This window comes from Limnohabitans sp. Rim28, from assembly GCF_000293865.2.
Classification (GTDB): Bacteria; Pseudomonadota; Gammaproteobacteria; order Burkholderiales; family Burkholderiaceae_C; genus Limnohabitans_A.
The window spans coordinates 1-25,638 of the sequence record NZ_ALKN02000001.1; the positions used below are offsets into that span (position 1 = coordinate 1).

Genomic DNA, 25,638 nt, shown 5'->3' on the forward strand with positions numbered 1-25,638 from the left:
TGGATAGGCAAAAAACAAAAAAGCCGCCTGGTGAACCAGGCGGCTTTGTTGGGGTGAATTGACAGAACTTTTGTTCAAAGGCATAAAAACATTATGCACCAGCAACGTGACACCCTCGAACAGCGGTATCAAGCAGAAGTAGTGGCCTTTTTCAAATCCTTGACGGCTTGAAGAACTTCCTCAACATGGCCTGGGACTTTGAGGCCTCTCCATTCGTTTTTGAGGGTGCCATCAGGGCCGACCAAAAATGTACTGCGCTCAATGCCTTTGACTTTCTTGCCGTACATGATTTTGTTTTTGACCACGCCAAACATGTGGCACATCTTTTCTTCCGTGTCCGCAATGAGTTCAAAGGGCAACTCAAGTTTGGCTTTGAAATCATCGTGGGACTTCATGTTATCGCGTGAGACACCCAAAACAAGAGCACCAGCCTTGACGAAATCTTTGTATTTGTCGCGGAACTGCATGGCTTCTGTGGTGCAACCCGGTGTGTTGTCTTTCGGGTAGAAAAACAAAACAACGGTTTGGCCGACGTGAGAGATGTTCGAAACTTTCAATCCGCTGGTGGCGTTGGCTTCAAATTCGGGGAGGGGTTTGTTCAGAACGATCGCCATGGAACTTTAACTCGCTAGTCTGGTTGTGCGTACAGCACCTGCATGTGGTGCCATTGCCGCTGGAGGCCAATAACCTCGGCAACCAGGTATTTTACTCTGAACGGCGTTTTGACAGGCAACAACTGCCCAAACAATGTTCATCCGTTTGCAATACAGCCTTTAGGACTCGATCAAAAGTAGTGCCGCTACTTTGCGCCCTTCACTGGCCAAGATGTTGTAAGTGCGACACGCGGCAGCCGTGTCCATGGTTTCTACCCCGATGCCTCGGCCGATCAGGTCTTGTAACCAATGTGGTTTTGCAAACCTCAGTTTTTTGCCGCTGCCAAAAAGAATCAGTTCAACCCCTACATGGGCCCAGGGGCTGAAATCGTTTTGAGTCAGGGTCTCGAATTGAGCGCCTGCCCAGGCTGAGGGGTGGATTTCGGGCAAGCTGCTGACAGACAAAGATCGCTCGTATCGAATGCCGTTGACCTCTATCCACGCAGGGTCATAAGCATGGATCATGGGCGCATTGGATTTGTCGGGTTGTAGTTTCATGGGGGGCGCGTTCTGCGGCGTTTGGCAATTAGAGGTTTGACTCAAGGATGCGGTCCTTAAGACGCGCAGTTTTGTGGTCAAATTATAGGTTTTCTCCGTCTTGAAACTCCTACTGGAGGCACTTTGAAGCCCATTCAAAAATCAGCCAAGCTTGCCAACGTTTGTTACGACATCCGCGGCCCTATCATGGACCGGGCACGACAAATGGAAGAGGATGGACACAAGATCATCAAATTGAATATCGGCAACCTGGCGGTTTTTGGTTTTGATGCGCCGGAAGAGATCCAGCAAGACATGATCCGTAACTTGCCCAACTCGGCGGGTTATTCAGACAGCAAAGGCATTTTTGCAGCCCGTAAAGCGGTCATGCATGAGACCCAAAAGCAGGGCATTCAGGGGGTTTTGCTGGATGACATTTATTTGGGCAACGGGGCCAGCGAATTGATCGTCATGGCCACCAATGCGCTGTTGGACAATGGCGACGAGCTGCTCTTGCCATCGCCCGATTACCCGCTATGGACGGCTGCAGCCAGTTTGTCGGGCGGTACGCCCGTGCATTACCGTTGCGAAGAGGGCAATGGGTGGATGCCTGATTTGAACGACATTCGTGCCAAAGTGACACCGCGTACCAAAGGCATCGTGGTCATCAATCCGAATAACCCAACGGGCGCCTTGTACTCGGATGAGTTGCTGCAGGGCATTGTGAAGATTGCCCGTGAGCATGGCTTGGTCATTTTTGCCGATGAGGTCTATGACAAGGTTTTGTACGACGGCGTCAAACACACCCCCTTGGGCAGTTTGTCGCAAGATGTTTTGACTCTGACTTTCAACTCTTTGTCGAAAAGCTATCGCTCTTGCGGCTACCGTGCAGGCTGGATGGTGATTTCTGGGGATAAAAAAAGAGCCCGCGATTACATCGAAGGCCTGAATATGCTTTCCAACATGCGCCTGTGTGCCAACGTGCCTGGCCAATGGGCCATTCAAACGGCTCTGGGCGGACACCAAAGCATCAACGAGTTGGTGGGTGAAGGTGGTCGGTTGCGCAAGCAACGCGATTTGGCGCATCAACTGATCACGGCGATTCCCGGCGTCAGCTGCGTCAAGCCGCGTGCGGCGTTGTACATGTTTCCCAAACTCGATCCGAAGATCTACCCGGTGCAGGACGACCAAGATTTTTTCCTGCAACTTCTGGAAGAAACCAAGGTCATGTTGGTTCAGGGTACGGGCTTTAACTGGCCCGATGCCGACCATTTTCGCATCGTGTTTTTGCCGCACGAGGATGACTTGCGCGAGGCCATTGGCCGCGTGGCTCGTTTTCTGGAGGGCGCACGCCAACGTTTTGGGACCGAAGCCTTGGTCGCCTGAGTTCAAAAATTGCCCGAATCTTTCGGGCGCATTGCAGTAAAGAAGATAAACATGAAACCGATCAAAGTGGGTCTCCTGGGCATGGGCACTGTGGGAAGCGGCACTTTCAATGTGCTCAAGCGCAACCAAGAGGAGATCCAGCGCCGTGCGGGCCGTGGCATCGAAATCACCATGGTGGCCGACTTGGATGTGGCGCGTGCCCAATCCTTGGTGGGCGAGGGTGTACAAGTGGTCGGTGATGCGCGCACCGTGATTGCCAACCCCGAGATCGATATCGTGATCGAGCTGATCGGTGGTTACGGCATTGCCAAATCGCTGGTGATGGAAGCGATTGCTGCAGGTAAGCATGTGGTGACGGCCAACAAAGCCTTGCTGGCCGTGCATGGCACCGAGATTTTTGCAGCAGCACAAGCCAAAGGCGTGATGGTGGCTTTTGAAGCCGCTGTGGCTGGGGGCATCCCGATCATCAAGTCCCTGCGCGAAGGCCTGACGGCCAACAGCATCCAGTGGGTTGCGGGCATCATCAACGGGACAACCAACTTTATCCTGTCCGAGATGCGCGACAAGGGGCTCGACTTTGGCGATGTGCTCAAGGAAGCCCAGCGCTTGGGTTACGCCGAAGCCGATCCGACTTTTGACATCGAAGGCGTGGACGCCGCGCATAAAGTGACCTTGATGAGCGCAATTGCATTCGGCATTCCGGTGCAGTTCGACAAGGCTTATGTCGAAGGCATCACCAAACTGGGTGCCGCTGACATCAAGTATGCAGAGCAATTGGGCTACCGCATCAAGTTGCTCGGTATCACCAAGCGCACCGCCCAAGGCATTGAGCTGCGCGTGCACCCCAGCCTGGTGCCGACACAGCGCCTGATCGCCAACGTTGAAGGCGCGATGAATGCCGTGATGGTTCAGGGGGATGCCGTGGGCACCACTTTGTATTATGGTAAGGGCGCAGGTTCTGAGCCCACAGCAAGCGCGGTGATCGCCGATTTGGTGGACATCACCCGTCTGCATACAGCCGATCCGCTCAACCGCGTTCCGCATTTGGCTTTCCAGCCCGGTGCCATGAGCAACTTGGCGGTCTTGCCGATGGCCGATGTTGTGACCAGTTATTACCTGCGTTTGCGTGTGGCCGATCAGGCCGGGGTGTTGGCCAAACTGACTGGATTCTTGGCCGATGCGGGTATCAGTATTGACGCGGTCTTGCAGCGTGAAGCCGATCAGGTCAGCCTGGCGGGTGAAAACCAGACCGATGTGATCATCTTGACGCACGACACCCGCGAAGGCACGTTGAACGAGGTGTTGGTCCAGATGCAGGCCCTGCCGACCGTGATGGCGCCCATCGTACGCATTCGCAAGGAAGAGTTGAACTGATGCGATACCTGTCGACCCGCGGCCATCCTGACCGCAAGCAATTTTGTGAAATCCTGCTTGAAGGCTTGGCGCCAGATGGTGGTTTGTACCTGCCCGAGCGTTACCCGCACGTCGATGCCACGGCCCTGACCCGATTGCGCGGAGTTTGGCAAGCCCAAGGCTATGCGGCTTTGGCTTTCGAGGTGCTGTCGCTGTACATCGATGACATTCCTCGCGATGATTTGCAGGCTTTGTGCAAAAAAACTTACACCTCTGAAGTCTTCGGCACGAAAGAAATCGTTCCACTCAAGCCTTTGCAGGCCGCGGGTCAAGCCCGGCCGGATTTGTATTTGGAAGCCTTGTCCAACGGTCCCACCTTGGCTTTCAAAGACATGGCCATGCAGCTGCTGGGCAACTTGTTTGAGTACGAACTTGGCCGCCGGGGAGAACAATTGAATATATTTGGCGCGACTTCCGGTGACACGGGCAGCGCTGCAGAATATGCCATGCGCGGCAAAAAGGGCGTTCGTGTTTTCATGACCAGCCCGAACGGGCGCATGAGCCCTTTCCAGCAAGCGCAGATGTTCAGTTTGCTCGACGAGAATATCCACAACCTTGCCATCGAAGGCGTTTTTGACGACTGCCAGGACATTGTCAAGGCGGTCTCCAATGATTTGGACTTCAAGCGCAAATACAAAATCGGGACGGTCAACTCCATCAACTGGGCGCGATTGTTGGCCCAAGTGGTTTACTACTTTGCGGGTTATTTTCAGGCCACCCAAAGCAATGACCAGAAGGTCAGCTTCACCGTGCCGAGCGGCAATTTTGGCAATGTGTGTGCGGGCCATGTGGCCCGCATGATGGGCTTGCCGATAGACCGTTTGGTGGTGGCCACCAACGAAAACGATGTGCTCGACGAATTCTTCCGCACCGGTATTTATCGCGTGCGCGGAACAGCCGATACGCATGAAACTTCAAGTCCATCCATGGACATCTCCAAAGCCAGTAACTTCGAGCGTTTTGTGTTCGACCTTCTGGAGCGCGATGCTGCCAAAACCAAAGCCATATTTGGCGAGGGTTTGAGCCGTCAAGGTTTCTTCGATTTGTCGGCCGATGCACGATTTGCACAAGCGGGTACAACTTATGGTTTTGACAGCGGTCGCAGTACCCACACGGACCGCTTGAGGACCATCCAACAGGTTTTCGCTGCATACGGCGTGATGATCGACACCCACACCGCCGACGGTGTGAAGGTGGCCAAAGAGCACCTTGACCCGCAGGTGCCCATGATCGTGCTTGAAACCGCTTTGCCCATCAAGTTTGCTGCCACCATTGTGGAAGCTTTGGGGCGACAACCTGAGCGCCCAAAGCAATTTGAAGGCATCGAAGCCCTGCCTAAGCGGGTCAAGGTCATGCCTGCCGATGTGGCTTTGATCAAGGCCTTCATCACCCAGCATTGCGACTGAATGCCATGAGCCATGCGCCTCGCGCCCCTTTGATGTCGCTTGACGATGCACTTCAGGCTTTGTTGGCCAACATCCAACCTTTGTCCAAGTCCGAAACTGTAGCCACACTGGAGGCCGATGGCCGCGTCTTGGCGCAAGACCTGGTGTCGGCATTGCAAGTGCCAGCTTTTGACAACTCGTCGATGGACGGTTACGCCGTGCGCAGCGCTGATCTGCAGCAGATGGGTGCCGAATTGACCGTGACGCAACGCATCGCGGCGGGTCACTTTGGCGAAGCTTTGTTGTCCGGTCAGACGGCTCGCATTTTCACGGGTGCCCCAGTGCCGCCTGGGGCCGACGCCATCGTGATGCAAGAACAAGCCGAATCGGTGCCGGACCAAGAGACTCCCCGGGTACGCTTCTTGACCACAGCTAAGCCGGGTCAATGGATCCGCCGCAGTGGCGAAGATGTCAAAGCCGGTGACACGGTTCTCCAGCGTGGCCAAAAACTCGGTCCTGCTGAATTGGGTTTGGCCGCCAGCTTGGGTCTGGCCCATTTGCAAGTCACAGCGCGGCCAAAAGTCGCCTTGTTTTCGACAGGCGATGAGCTGGTCATGCCGGGGGATGTGGTCCCTGGGGACATGCGGCCCGGGGCCATTTACAACTCCAACCGATTTTTTTTACGGGCTTTGTTGCAGCGCATGGGCTGCGAGGTGAGCGATTTGGGTATTGTTCCTGATCGCCGTGAACTGACTGTGGCGGCTCTCAAAACCGCAGCTGAGCACCACGATTTGATTGTCACCAGCGGCGGCGTGTCGGTGGGTGAGGAAGACCACGTCAAACCGGCAGTGCAATCTTTGGGCGAGTTGGCACTTTGGCAAATTGCCATGAAACCCGGAAAACCCTTTGCTTATGGCCATGTGCGGCGCCAGTCCTTGCCGGGCTCAGCACATTTTGTGGGCTTGCCTGGTAACCCTGTTTCCAGCTTCATCACCTTTTTGCTCTTGGTCAAACCCTTGATTATGGGTTTGCAAGGTTCTGCGCCACAGGCACCCGTACCCTATCGTTTGCCTGCGCACTTTGATCTGCCCAAAGCGGATAAGCGGCGTGAATTTCTTCGCGTCAGGCGCAATGCCCAAGGTGGTTTGGACTTGTTCCCGAACCAAAGTTCCGGTGTTTTGACTTCTGTGGTCTGGGGGGACGGCGTGGTCGACAATCCTGCTGAACAAACCATAGCCCACGGGGATCTGCTCGACTTTTGGTCCTTTTCGGATTGGCTGTCATGAAAATTCAGCTCCGTTATTTCGCTTCTTTGCGTGAAACCATTGGTTTGGGCAGCGAAGTATTCGAGACTTCGGCGACCGATGTGGCTGCCCTGCGTCAAGCGCTGATCGAACGCGGTGGCGCTCATGCCCAATGTTTGGCCGTTGGTTTGCCTGTCCGCGTCGCCGTCAACCAAGTCATGGCCAGCGATGACACGCCTTTGGTGGGTGAATGTGAAGTGGCATTTTTCCCACCTGTGACCGGGGGCTGAACGCATGCAGCCACAAGTGACGATCCAGACCGAAGACTTCAATGTGTCACAAGAAATTGAAGTTTTGCGAGCACAAGACCTGAGAGTGGGCGCAGTGTGCAGTTTTGTGGGCACGGTACGCGACACCCGCGCACTCACTGGGCAAGCGATCGATGAGGTCCAGGCCATGGAACTGGAGCATTACCCGGGTATGACCGAAAAATCGATCGAAGCCATGATTGAGCAAGCCCATCAGCGCTTTGACTTTTATGCTGCCCGCGTGGTTCACCGTGTAGGCCGTTTGTTGCCCTCGGATCAGATTGTGTTGGTGGCGGTAACCTCCGCTCACCGGGGCGAGAGTTTCAAAGCTTGCGAGTTTTTGATGGATTACCTCAAAACCCAAGCCCCTTTTTGGAAAAAAGAGCAAACCCCACAAGGTGCTCAGTGGGTGGACGCCCGGATTTCGGACGATGCCGCCTTGGCCCGTTGGGGTATTCAGAGCCATAACCGTTGACACCTCCAAGGGGGGGCTGGGTGCGGTGCCATTTTTTGCTGACACCCTTACTCTCAGTGTTTGTAAACCGTCGAGTTCATGGGCAATGATCCATGAGGCTCTGCGCTGATGGACCCATTTGGCGCGTTCATTTCCCAGGCAGCTTTGACAAAGGTTTCTTTCAGCAAATGGATCAAGCCGTGCACCAATTGGGCTTGCAGGTTGAGGCGGCAGGACTGAACGCCTTCCCCCATTTTTTGTTGGAAAACCACCTCCAGGCTGCCATGATCGTTCAGCGTCAGTTGTACATCCGTGACCAGCAGGGGTTCTGGGCCCAATGGAAAATGCTGTGCAAGGGCGTCATAAGGGGTGGCGAAATCGGCGCTTTGCAAAAAAGCATCCCGTTTTAGATCGGTCAGAATTTGTTGGGTACTCAGATCTGAGGCTGCGACACCGGGTTGTGCGGCTTCCAAGCGAGTCAAGGTTTGCTCCATGGCCGGCAGCAAGCGAAGCACCATACGGCGAGTGAGCCAAAAACGAAATTCGTGCGCTGCCTGTGTGTTCAGGCGAACCAACAGGCGGTCTTGAATTTCATCGTGGCTGACGGACAACTGGTGGATCTGCATTTCTTGATTTTAGGCAACAAAGTACAACGAGATCCGCTTGAAAATCGCCATCAACCCCCAAGCTAGGTCACATTGGAGAATTTTCATGCGCTTAGACAAATTGACGACCAAATTTCACGAGGCCTTGTCCGATGCCCAGTCATTGGCGCTGGGTGGGGATCATGCTTACATTGAGCCCGCACACGTTTTGCTGGCGATGCTCAAACAGGACGACGGCCCCAAATCTTTGCTGATGCGAGCCGGCGTGCAAGTACCCGGTTTGTTGCTGGCCACCGAAACGATGGTGCACCGCTTCCCCAAAGTGACGGGGCAAGACCAAGTTCAGGTGGGACCCGATTTGGCCAAATTGCTGCAAGCTGCCGAGAAAGAATCGATCAAACGGGGCGATGCTTTCATTGCCAGTGAGCTCTTTTTGTTGGCCTTGGCTGACAACAAAGGTGACATCGGGCGTTTGGTCAAAGAGCAGGGCTTGAGCAGAAAGAGCCTGGAATCGGCCATCGATGCAGTGCGCGGCGGTCAAAACGTGGGCAGCGCCGAATCCGAAGGGCAACGCGAAGCCCTGAAAAAATACTGCATTGATCTGACGGAACGCGCTCGCATGGGCAAGTTGGACCCGGTGATTGGTCGCGACGATGAAATCCGGCGGGCCATTCAGGTTTTGCAACGCCGCACAAAAAACAACCCTGTTTTGATCGGAGAACCGGGCGTTGGCAAAACGGCCATCGTCGAGGGCTTGGCCCAGCGCATCGTGGCAGGTGAGGTGCCCGATTCCCTCAAGGGCAAACGTGTCTTGTCACTCGACATGGCCGCTTTGTTGGCCGGAGCCAAGTTCCGGGGTGAGTTTGAAGAGCGCCTCAAAACCGTACTCAGTGAGCTGGCCAAAGACGAGGGAATGACCATTGTCTTCATTGACGAGCTGCACACCATGGTGGGTGCGGGCAAGGCCGAGGGGGCGATGGATGCGGGCAACATGCTCAAACCTGCTTTGGCCCGTGGCGAACTCCATTGCGTGGGCGCCACCACTCTGGATGAATACCGTAAGTACATTGAAAAAGACGCCGCTTTGGAGCGCCGTTTCCAAAAAATACTGGTCAACGAACCTTCTGTTGAAGCCACCATTGCGATTTTGCGGGGCTTGCAAGAGAAGTATGAAATTCACCATGGTGTGGACATCACCGACCCGGCCATCGTGGCCGCGGCCGAGCTGAGCCACCGCTATATCACCGACCGCTTTTTGCCTGACAAGGCCATTGATTTGATCGATGAGGCCGCCGCCAAGATCAAAATTGAGATCGATTCAAAGCCTGAGGTCATGGACAAGCTGGATCGCCGTTTGATCCAATTGCAAATTGAGCGTGAGGCCGTTCGCAGGGAAAACGACGAAGCCTCGCAAAAACGGTTCGCCCTGATTGAAGAAGAGATTGAAAAACTCAAAAAAGAAGCCGCTGACCTGGAGGAAATTTGGCACGCTGAAAAAGCCCAAGCCCAGGGTGGTCAACAAGTGCGCGAAGAAATCGACCAATTGCGCCAGCAGATCGAGGAGCTGACCCGCAAGGGAGATTTCAACAAGGTCGCAGAGCTCCAATACGGCAAGTTGCCAGCCCTGGAAAAAACACTCAAAGAAGTTCAAGCCAAAGAGTCCGCGCCAGGCGATAAACCTGTGCATCGCTTGCTGCGCACCCAAGTAGGTGCCGAAGAAATTGCCGAGGTGGTGTCTCGCGCGACGGGCATTCCGGTCTCGAAAATGATGCAAGGTGAGCGCGAAAAATTGCTGCAAATGGAAGACAAACTGCATCAACGGGTTGTGGGCCAAGACGAAGCCATTGCCGCGGTCGCCAACGCCATTCGACGGTCTCGATCAGGCCTGTCCGATCCGAACCGACCCACAGGTTCTTTTTTATTTTTAGGGCCAACGGGTGTTGGAAAGACTGAACTTTGCAAGGCCTTGGCGGGGTTTTTGTTTGACAGTGAAGACCACCTGATTCGCATGGACATGAGTGAGTTCATGGAAAAACACTCGGTCGCGCGCTTGATCGGTGCGCCGCCAGGGTATGTCGGCTACGAGGAGGGTGGTTATTTGACCGAGGTTGTGCGCCGCAAGCCCTACAGCGTGCTGCTGCTGGATGAAGTCGAAAAGGCCCACCCGGATGTGTTCAACGTCTTGCTGCAAGTCCTTGACGATGGCCGTTTGACAGATGGTCAAGGGCGCACCGTAGATTTCAAAAACACCGTGATTGTGATGACCTCCAATTTGGGTTCGCACTTGATTCAGTCTATGGTGGGGCAGCCCGCTGAAGACATCAAGGACGCGGTCTGGGATGAGCTCAAGGCCCATTTCCGTCCGGAGTTTTTGAACCGCATCGATGAGACGGTGGTGTTCCACGGCTTGGATGCTGAACACATTGCCAGCATTGCCAAAATACAGTTGCAGGTCCTTCAAACCCGACTTGCCCGCATGGATTTAAGTTTGCAAGTGAGTGCCGCTGCCCTGTCCGAGTTGGCAAAGGTGGGTTTTGACCCGGTGTTCGGTGCCCGCCCATTGAAGCGGGCGATTCAGCAGCGCCTGGAAAACCCCTTGTCCAAACTCTTGTTGGAAGGGCGTTTCCCGCCCAAATGCAGCATCGAGGTGTCGGTCGATCCTGTTCGAAATCCAGGACATTTTGATTTCAAGGTGGTCGAACAACCCGTTTGATGGCCATGCCATCGTGGGCGCCTCATTCGCGGCTGTGACAGTTGACCGGTGCGGTCTTGGGCACAATAAGGCATGACCTCAAAAATTGCCGGCCACCTGCTCGTTGAATGCCTCTTGGCCCAAGGCGTTACCCATGCTTTTGGCGTTCCCGGGGAAAGTTATTTGGCGGTGCTGGATGGCTTTCACTTGTACCGCGACAGCATTCAGTTTGTCACCTGTAGGCAAGAGGGCGGGGCGTCCTTCATGGCCGAGGCGCAAGGCAAACTCACAGGGCGACCTGGTATTTGCTTTGTGACCCGTGGACCCGGTGCCACCAATGCCTCCATTGGCGTTCATACCGCATTCCAAGACTCCACACCTATGGTGTTGTTTGTGGGGGACGTGGCCAGCGAAACACGCGACCGCGAGGCTTTTCAAGAAATGGACTACACCCATTTTTTTGGGCCCTCTACCAAAGGCATGGCCAAGCGGGTCGAGCGCGTGGACGACCCTGAGCGCTTGCCCGAGTACGTTGCCCGTGCCTTTGCCACGGCCATGAACGGCCGTCCTGGGCCAGTGGTTTTGGTCTTGCCTGAGGACATGCTGACCCAACCCGTCAAAGCAGTCGCCTTGCCACGCTTGGAGGCTATTCAAGCCTGGAGCGATCCTGGCGCTTTGCGCACGCTCCGAGACATGCTTTTGGCTGCTCGCAAACCGTTGGTCATCGCTGGAGGGGGCGGGTGGACCACGCAGTCTGCGCAAGCCCTTCAGCGTTTTGCCGAAAACTGGCAGTTGCCTGTCACCAACGCTTTCCGCTTTCAAGACACGTTTGACAACCACCATGCCTTGTATGCAGGTGATGTTGGCATCGGCATAGGTCCTGCCTTGGCCCAGCGCGTTCGCGATGCCGATTTGATCCTGGCCATTGGTCCACGCTTGGGCGAAATGACAACAGGTGGGTACACCTTGCTGCAAGCACCCAAAACACGCCAAAAGCTGGTGCATATCCATGCCAGTGCTGAAGAGCTGAACCGGGTTTATCAAGCCGATTTGGCCATCCACGCCACCATGAATGCAGCTGCCCGAAGCCTTGAGGTCTTGACCGCACCCCATGAACTCCCTTGGTCAGGTTGGACGCAGTCGGCCCATGCGGACTATCTGGCCAACTTGAAGCCACAAACATTGCCCGGCGCTATCGACATGCCGGCCATTGTTGCAACGCTGCAAAAGCATCTTCCCGTGGATGCCGTGCTCACCAACGGTGCAGGCAACTTCGCCAGTTGGATGCATCGCTTTTACAAACACCATGGCTTGGTCAAGGGACATAAAACACAGCTGGCGCCGACCGTGGGTGCGATGGGTTACGGCGTCCCTGCAGGTATTGCCGCAAATTTGTTGACGGGTCGACTGGCTTTCACCATTGCCGGAGACGGTGACTTTCTCATGAACGGCCAAGAATTGGCCACAGCGGTTCAGCATGGCGGCAAGAGCATCATCGTGTTGCTCAACAACGGCATGTACGGCACCATTCGCATGCACCAAGAGCGTGAATACCCAGAGCACGTGACCGGATCAAAACTGCAAAATCCGGACTTTGCGGCCTTGGCACAAGCCTACGGATATGCAGGCGTCCGAATCGTGAAAACTGAGGGTTTTGAAGCAGCTTTGCTAGACGCGCTTGCGCGCCCACAAGGCACACTGATCGAGGTGATTCTGGACCCAGAAGTCATAACCACCCGCGGCACACTGAGCGCCATCACCCAAGCAGCCTTGGCCAAGCAAGAAACGGCGGGTTGAGCCCAAGATGAACTTTGTTTGTGCTGCAGTCAGCAGCGATTGTTTTTTTGTAATCAACAAAAAACCCGCCTAGGCGGGTTTTTTGTTGAAAGCGCATTCGAATTACTTCAAGTGCTTGCCGATCAAGCCGGCCATCTCAAACATGGTGACTTGAGCTTTACCGAAGACAGCCTTGAGTTTGTCGTCGGCATTGATGGCGCGGCGGTTCACGCTGTCTTGCAGGTTGTGTTTCTTGATGTAGATCCACATTTTGCTGACCACTTCGGTACGTGGCAGTGGGGTTGAGCCCACCACAGCAGCCAATGCAGCGCTAGGAGTCAATGCTTTCATGAAAGCCGGGTTAGGTGTGCGCTTGGCGGCCGGAGCAGCTTTTTTGGCAGGCGCCTTAGCGGCTACTTTTTTTGCAGGTGCTGCTGCTTTTTTAGCTGGAGCAGCTTTGGTTGCCGGTGCTGCTTTTTTAGCGGGTGCTGCAGCTTTTTTGGCCGGGGTTTTTTTCGCAGTTGCCATGATGAGTTTCCTTTGGTCGGAAGTGGGTTCGCCGCTGATAAACGGTGTGTTTACAGCTAGAGCGATGCTAATGGAGAAACGGGTAGTTTCCAAGTGAAAAAATCATTTTTATCTAGGTGTTGTTCCTGATTTCCACACTTCATCGTTTTTTTCTACCTATTGTCTTTTCTGTTGCATGTTTCCCTTGTTCTTTGAATTGGATGCTGCACATCGCTTCAGTTCTTTGGTTTGGTGGTGGTGTTGGTGGTTTTTTTAAACGAGATGCCATTGGCGTTTTCACAATTCATTTTAGGTTTTTGCAATGTGGAATTTTTGTTTCTGCTGCTTGCTTTAACGCCTTTTGAATGTGAAGTTGTTTTTTGCATGGTGACAAATGCCTTTCAAGTCATTGATTTTAAACAAATAAAAATAAGTCTTATATAAGACATAAGATCAATTAACAGTCTTATATAAGAGTTAAGATTGGATCAACGACACAGCAGACAGTGCTGCAAAAGTCGTCTGATTTCAACTTGACCACAGGAGCTACCCATGTCATCCAATAGCACTCAAACATTAAGCCGTGAACAACAAATTGCCGCTCTCGAAAAAGATTGGGCAACGAATCCACGTTGGAAAGGCGTCAAGCGCGGTTACTCTGCTGCCGACGTCGTTCGCCTCAGGGGCAGCATGCCGATTGAGCACACCTTGGCTAAGCGTGGCGCAGAAAAACTTTGGGAAAAAGTCAATGGTGGTGCCAAGAAGGGCTATGTCAATTCCTTCGGTGCCATCAGTGCAGGCCAAGCCATGCAACAGGCCAAGGCTGGTTTGGAAGCCGTGTATTTGTCGGGTTGGCAAGTGGCCGCGGACGGCAACACGTCAGAAACCATGTACCCCGACCAATCACTTTACGCCTACGACTCGGTGCCGACCATGGTGCGCCGCATCAACAACACTTTCAAGCGCGCCGACGAAATTCAGTGGGGCCGAGGCATCAACCCGGGCGACAAAGAATTCATTGACTACTTCCTGCCCATCGTGGCCGATGCAGAAGCGGGATTTGGCGGCGTGTTGAATGCGTTTGAATTGATGAAGAACATGATCGCCTCCGGCGCTGCCGGTGTGCACTTTGAAGACCAATTGGCAGCCGTTAAAAAATGCGGTCATATGGGCGGCAAGGTCTTGGTGCCTACCCATGAAGCCTGCGAAAAGTTGATTTCTGCACGTTTCGCGGCAGACGTCATGGGCACATCGACCATCGTGTTGGCCCGCACCGATGCAGAAGCGGCCAATCTGATCACATCAGACCACGATGCCAACGACAAGCCATTCTTGACGGGCGAGCGCACCCAAGAAGGTTTTTACCGCGTTAAAAACGGTTTGGAGCAAGCCATCAGCCGTGGTGTGGCTTATGCACCTTACGCTGATTTGGTGTGGTGCGAAACTGGCGTGCCAGACATTGGTTTTGCCCGTGAATTCGCGCAAGCTGTTCATGCCGCATGTCCAGGCAAGTTGCTCTCCTACAACTGCTCGCCATCGTTCAACTGGAAGAAAAACCTCAACGACAGCCAGATCGCTTCTTTCCAAGAAGACTTGTCGGACTTGGGCTACAAATACCAGTTCATCACATTGGCGGGTATCCACATCAACTGGTACAACACTTTCCAGTTTGCCCACGCTTACGCCAATGGCGAAGGCATGAAGCATTACGTCAACATGGTGCAAGAGCCTGAGTTCGCTGCCCGTGACAAGGGCTATACCTTTGTGTCGCACCAGCAAGAAGTAGGCGCAGGTTACTTCGACGACGTGACGACCGTTATCCAAGGCGGTTCGTCTTCTGTGAAAGCCTTGACCGGCTCGACCGAAGAAGAACAGTTCCACTGATGGCTGTGTGAGCCTGCCGTGGGCAGGTTTCATGCGTGTACAAAAAAGCCACCTTGCGGTGGCTTTTTTGATGGCGTGTTCACCTCTCGGTGAGCAGGGCGTCTCACATGGCTTTCAGTGCATCGTTGAATGTTTTGCTCGGGCACATGATGGTCTGTAACTTCTCAGCTGAGGGGAAGTAATAACCACCGATGTCCACCGGTTTGCCTTGAACAGCTTGGAATTCACCAACGATTGTTTTTTCTTGCGCTGTCAGTGTTTTGGCCAAGGACTCGAACTGCTTTGCCAGTTCGGCATCGTCGGTTTGCGCGGCCAATTCTTGTGCCCAGTACATAGCCAAATAGAACTGGCTCCCACGGTTGTCGAGTTGGCCTGTCTTGGGAGACGGATTCTTGTTGTTGTCCAAGAGCTTGCCAGTGGCAGCATCCAAGGTCTTTGCCAAAACCCCAGCCTTTTTGTTGCCGGTCTTCAGGCCCAGGTCTTCCAGCGACACGGCCAGCGCCAAAAACTCACCCAGCGAGTCCCAACGCAGGTGGTTTTCTTCAACCAACTGCTGCACGTGCTTGGGGGCTGAACCGCCCGCACCGGTTTCATACATGCCGCCACCAGCCATCAAGGGCACGATGGAGAGCATTTTTGCCGATGTACCCAATTCCATGATCGGGAAAAGATCCGTCAGGTAATCACGCAAAATATTGCCGGTGGCGCTGATGGTGTCAAAGCCACGCACCACACGCTCCAGTGTGTAACGCATCGCGCGAACTTGGCTCATGATCTGGATTTCAAGACCAGCCGTGTTGTGCTCATGCAGATACATTTTCACTTTGGTGATCAGCTGAGCTTCGTGTGGACGGTACTGGTCGAGCCAGAACACCACAGGCATCCCGGAGTTGCGCGCACGAGTCACAGCCAATTTGACCCAGTCGCGGATCGCAGCGTCTTTGACCTGGCACATGCGCCAGATGTCGCCTTCTTCCACGTCTTGGGACAGGAGTACCTCACCCGTGTTGATGTCGGTGATGTTGGCCACGCCATCTTCTTGGATTTCAAAAGTCTTGTCGTGCGAGCCGTATTCTTCTGCTTGCTGCGCCATCAAACCGACATTGGGCACTGTGCCCATGGTCTTGGGGTCGAAAGCGCCATGCCATTTGCAAAAATTAATCATCTCCATGTAGATGCGCGCAAAAGTGGACTCAGGCATCACAGCCTTCACGTCTTTGAGGCGCCCGTCAGCGCCCCACATTTTTCCGCCGTTGCGGATCATGGCGGGCATAGAGGCGTCCACGATCACGTCGTTGGGTGAATGGAAATTGGTGATGCCTTTGGCAGAATCCACCATGGCCAGCTCGGGGCGGCCTTCGTGGCACGCGTGCAGGTCACGCTTGATCTCGTCTTGTTTGGATTGGGGCAAAGTGGCTACTTTGGCATAGAGATCGGCCATGCCGTTGTTCACGTTCACACCCAGCTCTTTGAACAAGGCACCATGCTTGGCAAACGCATCTTTGTAGAAGATTTTGACGCAGTGTCCAAACACAATGGGGTGTGAAACCTTCATCATGGTGGCTTTGACGTGCAGCGAGAACATGACACCCGTGGCGTGTGCGTCTTCGATCTCTTTTTCGTAAAACTCCAACAAAGCCTTCCTGCTCATGAACATGCTGTCGACCACTTCGCGATCCAGCAAGGCCACTTTTTCTTTGAGAACAAGGGTCTTCCCGGTTTTTGTGATCAGTTCCATCTTCACTTCACGTGGGCGATCCATGGTCATGGATTTCTCGCCGTGGTAAAAATCGCCAGCATGCATGTGTGACACATGCGAGCGCGAAGCCTGACTCCATTCAGCCATGCTGTGGGGGTTTTTGCGCGCAAACTCTTTGACTGCACGTGGCGCGCGTCGGTCTGAGTTGCCTTCCCGTAGAACGGGATTCACGGCGGAGCCAATGCACTTGGAATAGCGAGCCTTGATCGACTTCTCCTCGTCGGTTTTAGGCGCATCTGGGTAATCAGGCAACGCATAACCCTTCGATTGCAATTCTTTGATGGCCGCTGTCAATTGGCCAACAGAAGCGCTGATGTTGGGCAATTTGATGATGTTGGCATCCGCCTTGAGCGTCAGTTTGCCCAGCTCAGCCAAATTATTCGGGGCACGTTGCTCGGCAGGCAACACATCAGAAAACTCGCCCAAGATGCGTGCAGCAACTGAAATATCGCTGGTTTGTACATCGATACCAGCAGGTTTTGTGAATGAGCGAATGACTGGCAAAAAAGCCGCTGTGGCCAACAAAGGCGCTTCGTCGGTCAGTGTGTAAATGATTTTGGGTCGAGCTGTAGGCGTTGTCATCGTCGTGCTTTTTTACAGGATGAAAAAGAAGACCACTATCTTAAACCAAGCATCCCCACATGGGGCTGACGGCATCAGCAAATGAAGGTCTTCGTTTGGTGCATTTTGGAAGGGAATTGGTGATGATTTCTTGGCTTTTCATCCAGAAATCAAATGTGTGAAAATCAGAAGTTCTTTTCTTAAATTTTTTTGCGTTGTCATTGGCCGCGCGTTCGATCACATGTCCATGGTTCAAATTACGTTACCCGACGGTTCATTGCGAGACTTTTCAGGTCCTGTCACGGTCGCAGAGGTAGCGGCTTCTATTGGCGCAGGCTTGGCCAAAGCGGCTTTGGGCGGAAAAGTCAATGGCCAATTGGTGGATGCCAGTTTTGTCATGACTGCCGACGCCAAGTTGTCCATCATCACCGCCAAGGATCCGGAAGGCTTGGATCTGATTCGCCACTCTTCGGCGCATTTGTTGGCCTACGCGGTCAAAAGCTTGTTTCCTGAGGCACAAGTCACCATTGGTCCTGTGATTGACAACGGGTTTTATTACGATTTTTCTTACTCGCGACCATTCACCCCGGAAGATTTGGTCGCCATTGAAAAGAAAATGACGGACTTGGCTGCCAAGGATGAGCCTGTGGTGCGACGTGTTTTGCCACGTGATGAAGCTGTGGCTTATTTCAAAAGTTTGGGAGAACACTACAAGGCCGAGATCATTGGTTCTATCCCCGCGGGAGAACAGGTCAGCCTCTACCGTGAAGGTGAATTCGAAGACTTGTGCCGCGGACCTCATGTGCCCAGCACTGGAAAACTGAAGCACTTTAAGTTGATGAAGGTTGCGGGTGCTTATTGGCGCGGTGACAGCAAAAACGAAATGTTGCAGCGCGTCTACGGCACAGCTTGGGCCAGCAAAGACGATTTACAACTTTATTTGACGCGTCTTGAAGAAGCTGAAAAGCGAGACCACCGCAAATTGGGCCGAGAGCTGGATTTGTTCCACATCGACGAACATGCGCCCGGTTTGGTCTTTTGGCATCCCAAGGGTTGGACCGTCTGGCAAACCGTTGAGCAGTACATGCGCCAAGTCTACCGTGACAGTGGCTACCAAGAGGTCAAGGGCCCGCAGTTGCTCGACAAAACCCTCTGGGAAAAAACGGGTCATTGGGACAAATACCGTGACAACATGTTCACCACCGAGTCTGAAAAGCGCGATTACGCTTTGAAGCCGATGAACTGCCCAGGCCACATCCTGATCTTCAAGCAAGGCATGAAGAGTTACCGTGACCTGCCACTGCGCTACGGTGAATTTGGCCAATGTCACCGCAACGAGCCATCAGGAGGTTTGCACGGCATCATGCGTGTTCGTGGTTTCACGCAGGATGATGGTCACATCTTTTGCACGGAAAACCAAATCTTGCCCGAGTGCGATGACTTCACCAAGGTGCTTAAAAAAGTCTATGCCGATTTTGGTTTCGACAACATTCTTTATAAGGTCTCCACACGACCTGCTGCGCGGATCGGCTCGGATGAATTGTGGGACAAAGCCGAAAAGGCGTTGATGGACAGTCTACGCCACTCGGGTTGTGATTTCGTCATTTCCGAGGGCGACGGTGCTTTTTATGGCCCCAAAATCGAATACACGCTCAAAGACGCCATTGGGCGTGAGTGGCAGTGCGGAACGATTCAGGTCGATTTCAACTTGTCTGAGCGCTTGGATGCTGAGTATGTGGCCGAAGACGGCTCGCGCCAACGTCCCGTCATCCTGCACAGGGCCATAGTGGGCAGCATGGAGCGGTTCATCGGTATTTTGGTGGAGCAACATGCCGGTGCCTTGCCCACCTGGTTGGCTCCTGTGCAAATTTCCGTGCTCAATATCACCGATGCGCAGGCCGATTACTGTCGTGAAATCGCTGCAAAACTCCAAAAATCAGTGTCAAATCAAGGCCTTAGGGTCGATTTGGACCTGCGTAACGAGAAAATCACGTATAAAATACGCGAGCATTCATTGCAAAAGCTGCCTTACATCCTTGTCGCAGGTGACAAAGAAAAGGCAGCAGGTACCGTCGCTGTGCGCGCCCGAGGCAACAAAGACCTCGGTGTGATGTCGATCGATGCGTTCATTGAACTCATCGCTGCCGACATTGCTTCTAAAGCATGAAGGTGAGTTTCGCCACAAGCTTTGGCCCGTGGGCACAAAGATGGATAGGCTGCTTTTCGCAGTTTTGTTCCGTAAAGGATTGAGTCATCGCTACCGAATTTCGTGATCGTCGCCAACGCGAAGAACGTAAACACCGTTTGAACCGTGAAATCATGGCCCCTGAGGTTCGTGTTTCCGGCCCTGAAAATGAGCCCATGGGCATTTTGTCTTTGGCTGAAGCTCTGCGACTTGCAGGTGAGATGGACGTGGACTTGGTTGAAATTGCCGCCACAGCCGTACCACCTGTCTGCCGCTTGATGGATTACGGCAAGTTCAAGTACCAAGAGCAAAAGCGTGCGGCAGAAGCCAAAGCCAAGCAAACGGTCATTGACATCAAAGAAGTCAAATTTCGGCCAGGTACTGACGATGGTGACTACAACATCAAGATGCGCAACATCCGTCGCTTTTTGACAGATGGTGACAAATGCAAGATCACATTGCGATTTCGCGGTCGTGAGATCACCCACCAAGAATTGGGTTTGGCACTCCTTAACCGGATACGCGATGAATTGGCTGACACGATCATCGTTGAGCAGTTTCCCAAGTTGGAAGGCCGTCAGATGATCATGATGATTGCCCCAGGCCGTAAAAAGCCCGCAAGTGGCAAAACAAGCGACTCGCCTTCACCGGCCGAATCGGTTTGAAAGAATTTAACCTGTCTTAGGGCGGGTTGGGTCAAAAACAGCCCCTGGGTTGTTTTTGTTAAAAGTGGCTCGGGGCCAACAAGGCTGCATTTTTTTGCAGACGCCTCACGAGCACAATGAAAGGAGCATTGATATGCCCAAGATGAAGACCAAAAGCAGTGCCAAAAAGCGCTTCCGTGTTCGTCCAGGTGGAACCGTTAAACGCGGCCAAGCCTTCAAACGTCACATCCTGACCAAGAAGACCACCAAAAACAAGCGTCACCTTCGCGGTTCCGTGTCTGTGCATGAGACCAATATGGGTCACATCGCACAAATGCTGCCGATGGCTGGCCTGTAATCACTGACGAACAAGGAGAATAAATATGCCTCGCGTTAAACGTGGTGTAACGGCACGCGCCCGTCACAAGAAAGTTTTGGCCCTTGCAAAAGGTTTCCGCGGTCGCCGCGGCAACGTCTTCCGTATCGCCAAACAGGCGGTGATGAAGGCTGGCCAATACGCCTACCGTGACCGCCGCACCAAAAAGCGTGTGTTCCGTCAGTTGTGGATTGCCCGTATCAACGCCGCTGCGCGTGAATACGGTCTGACCTACAGCCAATTCGCCAACGGCCTGAAGAAGGCTGCCATTGAGATCGACCGTAAGATGCTGGCGGACATCGCTGTGCACGACAAGGCCGCTTTTGCTGGCATCGTGAACCAAGTCAAAGCCAAATTGGCCGCAGCTTGAGTCCATGAGTGACACCGGCCTTCGGGCCTGTGCCACGCACTCGATCAAAGGGATTGAGGCTCGCAAAAGCTTCAATCCCTTTTTTGTTCTTTTTAAACAGATCACCGATCCTCCACACCATGAACGAGCTGGACACCCTGCTTGAAACCGCCCGCCAGAGTTTTGCGCAGGCACTGACACCTGCTGACCTTGAAAACGCCAAAGCCCAGTTTTTGGGTAAAGCCGGTCGCTTGACTGAAATGATGAAGGGCATGGGCGCTCTGAGCGTGGAAGACAAGAAAACCCGTGGCGCGTCCATCAACCTGGCCAAGCAAGCGATCGAAGCCGCTTTGACCGATCGTCGTCAGGCTTTGCAAGACGCAGAATTGCAAGCGCAACTCAAGGCCGAAGCGCTGGACGTCAGCTTGCCCGGCCGTGGCGCCATTCAAGGCGGACTTCATCCGGTATCGCTCACACTCGAACGTGTCGAGCAGATTTTTGGCTCCATGGGCTTTGAGGTGGCCCAAGGCCCTGAGATCGAGACCGACTGGTTCAACTTCACCGCGCTCAATACGCCCGAAGATCACCCAGCCCGTTCCATGCACGACACCTTCTATGTCGAAGGCGGTCACCTGCTGCGCACACACACCAGCCCCATGCAAATTCGACATGCTGTGCAGCATGTCAAGCGCTATCGAAACCAGATTGATGCGGGTCAACCCATGCCGGAGATCCGTGTGATCGCCCCTGGTAGAACTTACCGTGTGGATTCTGATGCGACCCATTCGCCCATGTTTCACCAATGCGAAGGCCTCTGGATTGGTGAGAACGTGAGTTTCAAAGACCTGAAAGTGGTGGTCACTGATTTTTGTCGCACCTTCTTCGAAAGCGACGACTTGGTGTTGCGATTCCGCCCCAGTTTCTTCCCCTTCACTGAACCCAGTGCCGAGATTGACATTCAATTCCAAAACGGGCCGCTCGCTGGTCGCTGGCTTGAAGTCGGTGGCTCTGGCCAAGTTCACCCCAACGTGGTGATCAACATGGGTTTGGACCCTGAACGCTTCATCGGCTTTGCCTTTGGCATGGGGATGGACCGTTTCACCATGCTGCGCTATGGCGTGAACGACTTGCGTCTCTTTTTTGACGGCGATGTGCGTTTCCTGAGTCAATTCCAATAAGCCTGTTCCCGATATTCCTGAATGCCTGCCGCGCGGCGTGTGCCGTGTAGCGAAACGTAGTGAGTTCTGCACATGCAATTTCCTGAATCCTGGTTGCGCGAGTTCTGCAACCCAAACCTGACGACCCAGCAACTGGCCGATACCTTGACCATGGCGGGTTTAGAAGTGGAAGAGCTTGAGCCGGTGGCGCCGCCGTTCACCGGTATCGTGGTCGGAGAAATCAAGGAGGCCGTGCAGCACCCCAATGCTGACCGCTTGCGTGTGTGTCAGGTCGATGTGGGGCAGGGCGCTTTGCTCAACATTGTGTGTGGTGCGCCCAATGCACGTGTGGGTATTCGCGTGCCTTGTGCCATGGTGGGGGCCGAATTGCCGCCGGGTGAAGACGGCAAACCTTTCCTGATCAAGGTCGGTAAGCTGCGCGGCGTTGAAAGCCAGGGCATGCTGTGCTCGGCCAAGGAACTGAAGATTGCAGATGACCACGGCGGCCTGCTGGAGTTGCCTGCCGACGCCCCATTGGGTCAGGACATTCGCCAGTATCTGAACCTGGACGACACCCTGATGACGCTCAAGCTCACGCCCAACTTGGCGCATTGCTTGAGCGTTTATGGCATCGCCCGCGAAGTATCGGCCTTGACCGGTGCGCCGTTGAAGGCTCCGACCTTTCCCTCTGTGGCGCCGCACATCACGGACACTCTGGCCGTCCATGTGCAGGCCAGCGATTTGTGTGGTCGCTTCAGCGGCCGCGTGGTCAAGGGCGTGAACACCCAGGCCCAAACACCTCAGTGGATGGTGGACCGATTGGCCCGTTGTGGTCAGCGCAGTGTGAGCCCCTTGGTGGACATCTCCAACTACGTGATGTTCGAGCTCGGCCGCCCCTCGCACATTTTCGACCTCGACAAGATCCACGGTGGCTTGCAGGTGCGCTGGGGCAAGCCCGGCGAATCCCTCAAGTTGCTCAACGGCAACACCGTGACCGTGGACGTCAAGGTGGGCGTGATCGCCGATGACCGCCAGGTTGAGTCGCTGGCGGGCATCATGGGCGGCGACGCCACCGCCGTGTCCGATGACACCCAAAATATTTACATCGAAGCTGCGTTCTGGTGGCCTACCGCGATTGCGGGCCGTTCGCGACGCTATAACTTCTCGACCGATGCCGGTCACCGATTCGAGCGCGGTGTGGACCCTCAGCTCACGGTCGAGCACATTGAACGCATCACCCGTTTGGTGCTGGACATTTGTGGCACGCCCGAAACGAAGGTCGGCCCCATCGATGACCAGACGCTGAACATTCCCCAGTCTCAGCCGGTCACGCTGCGTGTGGCTCGTGCCAACAAGGTGATTGGCATGCCGCTGACACAAAAGCAGTGCGCCGATGCGCTGCGCGGTCTGGGCCTTCAAGTGGCCGAAGGCGAAGGTACGGTGACCGTGACGCCCCCGAGCTTCCGCTTTGACCTGCAGATCGAAGAAGACCTGATTGAGGAAGTCGCCCGCATGGTCGGCTACAACAACCTGCCAACGAACCCACCTCTGGCCCCCATAATCGCCAAAGTGCGTTTGGAGACTGAACGCAGCCCGTCTTCCGTGCGCCGCGCCATTGCCGCCCTGGGATACCAGGAAACCATCAACTACAGCTTTGTCGAAGACAGCTGGGAGCGCGATCTGGCGGGCAACGTCAATCCGATCCGCCTGCTCAATCCGATCGCCAGCCAGATGAGCGTGATGCGCTCAAGCTTGATTGGTTCGCTGCTGCAGGTGGTCAAGTTCAACACCGACCGTAAGGCTGACCGTGTGCGCGTCTTCGAGCTTGGCCGTGTGTTTTTGCGCAAACCTGAGGTGCAAAGCACCGACACCACCGTAGAAGGGTTTGACCAGCCAATGCGTGTGGCCGGCATGGCCTGGGGACCGATCGAGCCTTTGGGCTGGCAAGGCAAGGCCCGCAACGTTGACTTTTACGACGCCAAGGCCGATGTTGAGCGGCTGTTGGCGCCTCGAAAGGCCGAATTTTTGGCCGCCGAACACCCCGCCATGCATCCTGGCCGTTCAGCATGTGTGATGCTGGACGGTGAAATCATCGGCCATGTGGGCGAATTACACCCGCGTTGGCGTCAAGCCTGGGAGCTGACCAGTGCACCCGTGGTGTTTGAGTTGTCGCTCAACGCCGTGATTGCCAGAAACGTGCCTGTGGCGCAATCTGTGGCCAAGCACCAGCCGGTGGAGCGTGACATCGCTGTCATTGTTCAAGATCAGGTCACACATGGCCAATTGATGGCGGCTATCCATGCCGCGCCGACTCAGGGCTTGCTGCGCAATGCGGTTTTGTTTGACATTTACCGGCCAAAAGCTGAAACCACCGGCGGCTTGGCCTCGGGTGAGAAGAGCTTGGCAGTGCGGTTGACGCTGCACAGTGACGAGGCCACACTCACAGACGCACAAATCGAGGCGGTCATGGATGGCGTGATGTCTTCTTTATCGCACCAGCTGGCTGCTCGTCTTCGCTCTTGAGATTGACCCATGCAAATCAGTTTTGAATCCCTTGAAACGCCGGCGCTGACCAAAGCGCATTTGGCCGATTTGTTGTTTGAGCAAATTGGCTTGAACAAACGCGAGTCCAAAGACATGGTGGATGCGTTTTTTGATCTGGTGGTGGAACAGTTGATCGCTGGTGAAGAAGTCAAAATTTCAGGTTTTGGCAACTTCCAGATTCGCACCAAGGCTGCAAGGCCTGGTCGCAATCCGCGCACCGGAGAATTGATTCCTATTGATGCACGTCGTGTTGCCACCTTCCATGCCAGCCATAAACTCAAAGCATTGATTCAGGGCGATACCGTTGAAGACGATGGTGTGGAGATGGTGGGCCGCTGAATTGTTTCAAGGAGCCTGTCGTGTTGTTCAAATTCAAATCCAAAATCACCAGTGATCTGATCATGCTGGAAGCAGACGGCAGAAGGCTGCTCAAAATCATGCTGGGGGATGACCCGGTCAAAGGGATTGTTCTCAGCCAAGACATGCCCATGGTGCTGGCCAAATTGGAGTCAGCGGTGGCCCAAGACGAAGCCCTTCGGGCTCAGAGAAGTCAAAACGCCAAAAACGAGGGTGTTCTCGACGGCCATCAACCGGGTTCAGAGACCGATGCTGTGCGCCTCGCTCAGCGAGCGAGCCCCATGATCAAATTGCTCAAACAATGTGTGGCCAACCCAACGGACCTGGTTTGGGGTGTTTGAGATCAGTTGGGTCGTTTCACGAAGATTTGACCGTTCAACTTGAAGCCTGGCTTGATTTGTCGTTTGGCAAACCAGCCTTGGTTCATTTCAAGCACAAAACGCACGGGTTTCGTGGAACAGTGTGAATCGTCGTTCATGGGTTTCATGTCTGCCAGGTTGACGATGGTGCCGTCATCCTCTAAAAATGCTGCCGTCAGGGGTATCAGCGTGTTGCGCATCCAAAAACACTGGGTGCTGGGCTGGTCAAAGACGAACAACATCCCTTCGTGCTGTGGCATGTCTTTTCGCCACATCAGGCCAATCTGGCGTTGCTCGGGCGTGAGGGCCAGTTGGACATCCAAACGGTGCATGCCCGCCATCAATTGTGTTCGTTCCAAAGACATTTGCGGGTTATTTTGGGCGTTCACTTGAGCCCCTAAAAACAAGACCTCAAAGCCTAAAACACCGACCAAGAGCAGGCTTGGGCGAACTGAAAAAATGCGGTACAAAAAAGGGCAGCGGTTCATAAGAGGGCACAAAAAGGGGGATTGCAAAATCAAAGCATAAATGATTGGCCCCCGTACCTGGCCGTCAAAGGCAGA

24 protein-coding genes are annotated in these 25,638 nt (G+C 54.2%); 18 read left to right on the top strand and 6 right to left on the bottom strand.

Translation table 11 applies throughout. The features are described 5' to 3' along the window. Nucleotides 1-128: 128 nt before the first annotated feature. Together B472_RS00005 and B472_RS00010 are read right to left on the bottom strand one after the other, a co-directional pair. On the bottom strand, nucleotides 129-614 hold the full coding sequence (locus tag B472_RS00005; protein WP_019427760.1) for a peroxiredoxin: 486 nt from the start codon (nucleotides 612-614) through the stop codon (nucleotides 129-131). A 159-nt stretch (nucleotides 615-773) separates the two neighbouring features. Continuing rightward, nucleotides 774-1,151, bottom strand: coding sequence for an Mth938-like domain-containing protein (locus B472_RS00010; protein WP_019427761.1), 378 nt, complete (start codon nucleotides 1,149-1,151; stop codon nucleotides 774-776). Between the two features lie 123 nt (nucleotides 1,152-1,274). Between B472_RS00010 and B472_RS00015 the strand changes: the two genes are divergently transcribed. Genes B472_RS00015 through B472_RS00040 form a run of 6 tightly spaced genes read left to right on the top strand, consistent with a single transcriptional unit; the run spans nucleotide 1,275 to nucleotide 7,341 of the window. Then, nucleotides 1,275-2,516, top strand: coding sequence for a pyridoxal phosphate-dependent aminotransferase (locus B472_RS00015; protein ID WP_019427762.1), 1,242 nt, complete (start codon nucleotides 1,275-1,277; stop codon nucleotides 2,514-2,516). A 51-nt stretch (nucleotides 2,517-2,567) separates the two neighbouring features. Next, a complete protein-coding gene (locus B472_RS00020) occupies nucleotides 2,568-3,890 on the top strand; it encodes a homoserine dehydrogenase (protein ID WP_019427763.1) in 1,323 nt (440 codons plus the stop codon). Then, nucleotides 3,890-5,335: a threonine synthase gene (gene thrC / locus B472_RS00025; RefSeq protein ID WP_019427764.1), complete on the top strand. Its 1,446-nt coding sequence runs from the start codon at nucleotides 3,890-3,892 to the stop codon at nucleotides 5,333-5,335. Before B472_RS00020 ends, thrC begins: the two co-directional genes overlap by 1 nt. 5 nt (nucleotides 5,336-5,340) lie before the next feature. Beyond that, the gene (gene glp, locus B472_RS00030; protein WP_026039696.1) at nucleotides 5,341-6,600 is read left to right on the top strand and encodes a gephyrin-like molybdotransferase Glp; all 1,260 of its coding nucleotides are present in this window, start codon (nucleotides 5,341-5,343) and stop codon (nucleotides 6,598-6,600) included. Next, nucleotides 6,597-6,848, top strand: coding sequence for a MoaD/ThiS family protein (locus B472_RS00035; protein ID WP_019427766.1), 252 nt, complete (start codon nucleotides 6,597-6,599; stop codon nucleotides 6,846-6,848). Before glp ends, B472_RS00035 begins: the two co-directional genes overlap by 4 nt. 4 nt (nucleotides 6,849-6,852) lie before the next feature. Next, nucleotides 6,853-7,341, top strand: coding sequence for a molybdenum cofactor biosynthesis protein MoaE (locus B472_RS00040; protein WP_019427767.1), 489 nt, complete (start codon nucleotides 6,853-6,855; stop codon nucleotides 7,339-7,341). 53 nt (nucleotides 7,342-7,394) lie between these two features. Here B472_RS00040 and B472_RS00045 read toward each other — a convergent pair whose 3' ends face one another. Continuing rightward, the gene (locus B472_RS00045; protein WP_019427768.1) at nucleotides 7,395-7,946 is read right to left on the bottom strand and encodes a hypothetical protein; all 552 of its coding nucleotides are present in this window, start codon (nucleotides 7,944-7,946) and stop codon (nucleotides 7,395-7,397) included. Between the two features lie 85 nt (nucleotides 7,947-8,031). Here B472_RS00045 and clpB point away from each other — a divergent pair, with 85 nt between their 5' ends. Continuing rightward, nucleotides 8,032-10,638, top strand: a complete 2,607-nt coding sequence (gene clpB / locus B472_RS00050) for an ATP-dependent chaperone ClpB (RefSeq protein ID WP_019427769.1) — start codon at nucleotides 8,032-8,034, stop codon at nucleotides 10,636-10,638. 72 nt (nucleotides 10,639-10,710) lie between these two features. Continuing rightward, the gene (locus B472_RS00055) at nucleotides 10,711-12,414 is read left to right on the top strand and encodes a thiamine pyrophosphate-binding protein (protein WP_019427770.1); all 1,704 of its coding nucleotides are present in this window, start codon (nucleotides 10,711-10,713) and stop codon (nucleotides 12,412-12,414) included. 102 nt (nucleotides 12,415-12,516) lie between these two features. Here B472_RS00055 and B472_RS00060 read toward each other — a convergent pair whose 3' ends face one another. Further along, nucleotides 12,517-12,921, bottom strand: coding sequence for an SWIB/MDM2 domain-containing protein (locus B472_RS00060; protein WP_019427771.1), 405 nt, complete (start codon nucleotides 12,919-12,921; stop codon nucleotides 12,517-12,519). 200 nt (nucleotides 12,922-13,121) lie between these two features. Between B472_RS00060 and B472_RS17295 the strand changes: the two genes are divergently transcribed. After that, on the top strand, nucleotides 13,122-13,265 hold the full coding sequence (locus B472_RS17295) for a hypothetical protein (RefSeq protein ID WP_157951950.1): 144 nt from the start codon (nucleotides 13,122-13,124) through the stop codon (nucleotides 13,263-13,265). Between the two features lie 187 nt (nucleotides 13,266-13,452). Beyond that, nucleotides 13,453-14,784, top strand: a complete 1,332-nt coding sequence (gene aceA / locus B472_RS00070) for an isocitrate lyase (RefSeq protein WP_026039698.1) — start codon at nucleotides 13,453-13,455, stop codon at nucleotides 14,782-14,784. Between the two features lie 103 nt (nucleotides 14,785-14,887). On the opposite strand, the gene B472_RS00075 is transcribed toward aceA, so the two are convergent. Next, nucleotides 14,888-17,125 carry an NADP-dependent isocitrate dehydrogenase gene (locus B472_RS00075; RefSeq protein ID WP_019427775.1) on the bottom strand — a complete coding sequence of 746 codons (2,238 nt, stop codon included), beginning with the start codon at nucleotides 17,123-17,125 and terminating at the stop codon, nucleotides 14,888-14,890. A gap of 226 nt (nucleotides 17,126-17,351) precedes the next feature. Here B472_RS00075 and thrS point away from each other — a divergent pair, with 226 nt between their 5' ends. The 8 genes from thrS (at nucleotide 17,352) to B472_RS00120 (ending at nucleotide 25,057) form a co-directional block, all read left to right on the top strand. Beyond that, nucleotides 17,352-19,271 carry a threonine--tRNA ligase gene (gene thrS, locus B472_RS00085; protein WP_026039700.1) on the top strand — a complete coding sequence of 640 codons (1,920 nt, stop codon included), beginning with the start codon at nucleotides 17,352-17,354 and terminating at the stop codon, nucleotides 19,269-19,271. A gap of 86 nt (nucleotides 19,272-19,357) precedes the next feature. Further along, nucleotides 19,358-19,954 (top strand): translation initiation factor IF-3, encoded by a 597-nt coding sequence (gene infC / locus B472_RS00090; protein WP_081504986.1) that lies wholly within the window; start codon nucleotides 19,358-19,360, stop codon nucleotides 19,952-19,954. Between the two features lie 133 nt (nucleotides 19,955-20,087). After that, nucleotides 20,088-20,291 carry a 50S ribosomal protein L35 gene (rpmI, locus tag B472_RS00095; RefSeq protein ID WP_026039701.1) on the top strand — a complete coding sequence of 68 codons (204 nt, stop codon included), beginning with the start codon at nucleotides 20,088-20,090 and terminating at the stop codon, nucleotides 20,289-20,291. A 25-nt stretch (nucleotides 20,292-20,316) separates the two neighbouring features. After that, nucleotides 20,317-20,679, top strand: coding sequence for a 50S ribosomal protein L20 (gene rplT / locus B472_RS00100; protein WP_026039702.1), 363 nt, complete (start codon nucleotides 20,317-20,319; stop codon nucleotides 20,677-20,679). Nucleotides 20,680-20,798: 119 nt separating this feature from the next. Further along, nucleotides 20,799-21,836 carry a phenylalanine--tRNA ligase subunit alpha gene (pheS, locus tag B472_RS00105; RefSeq protein ID WP_019427780.1) on the top strand — a complete coding sequence of 346 codons (1,038 nt, stop codon included), beginning with the start codon at nucleotides 20,799-20,801 and terminating at the stop codon, nucleotides 21,834-21,836. Between the two features lie 72 nt (nucleotides 21,837-21,908). After that, nucleotides 21,909-24,338: a phenylalanine--tRNA ligase subunit beta gene (pheT, locus tag B472_RS00110; protein ID WP_019427781.1), complete on the top strand. Its 2,430-nt coding sequence runs from the start codon at nucleotides 21,909-21,911 to the stop codon at nucleotides 24,336-24,338. A gap of 9 nt (nucleotides 24,339-24,347) precedes the next feature. Further along, a complete protein-coding gene (locus B472_RS00115; protein ID WP_019427782.1) occupies nucleotides 24,348-24,698 on the top strand; it encodes an integration host factor subunit alpha in 351 nt (116 codons plus the stop codon). 20 nt (nucleotides 24,699-24,718) lie between these two features. Continuing rightward, nucleotides 24,719-25,057, top strand: coding sequence for a DUF1840 domain-containing protein (locus tag B472_RS00120; RefSeq protein WP_019427783.1), 339 nt, complete (start codon nucleotides 24,719-24,721; stop codon nucleotides 25,055-25,057). Between the two features lie 2 nt (nucleotides 25,058-25,059). Here B472_RS00120 and B472_RS00125 read toward each other — a convergent pair whose 3' ends face one another. Further along, nucleotides 25,060-25,563 carry a DUF192 domain-containing protein gene (locus B472_RS00125; RefSeq protein WP_040506050.1) on the bottom strand — a complete coding sequence of 168 codons (504 nt, stop codon included), beginning with the start codon at nucleotides 25,561-25,563 and terminating at the stop codon, nucleotides 25,060-25,062. Between the last annotated feature and the right edge of the window lie 75 nt (nucleotides 25,564-25,638).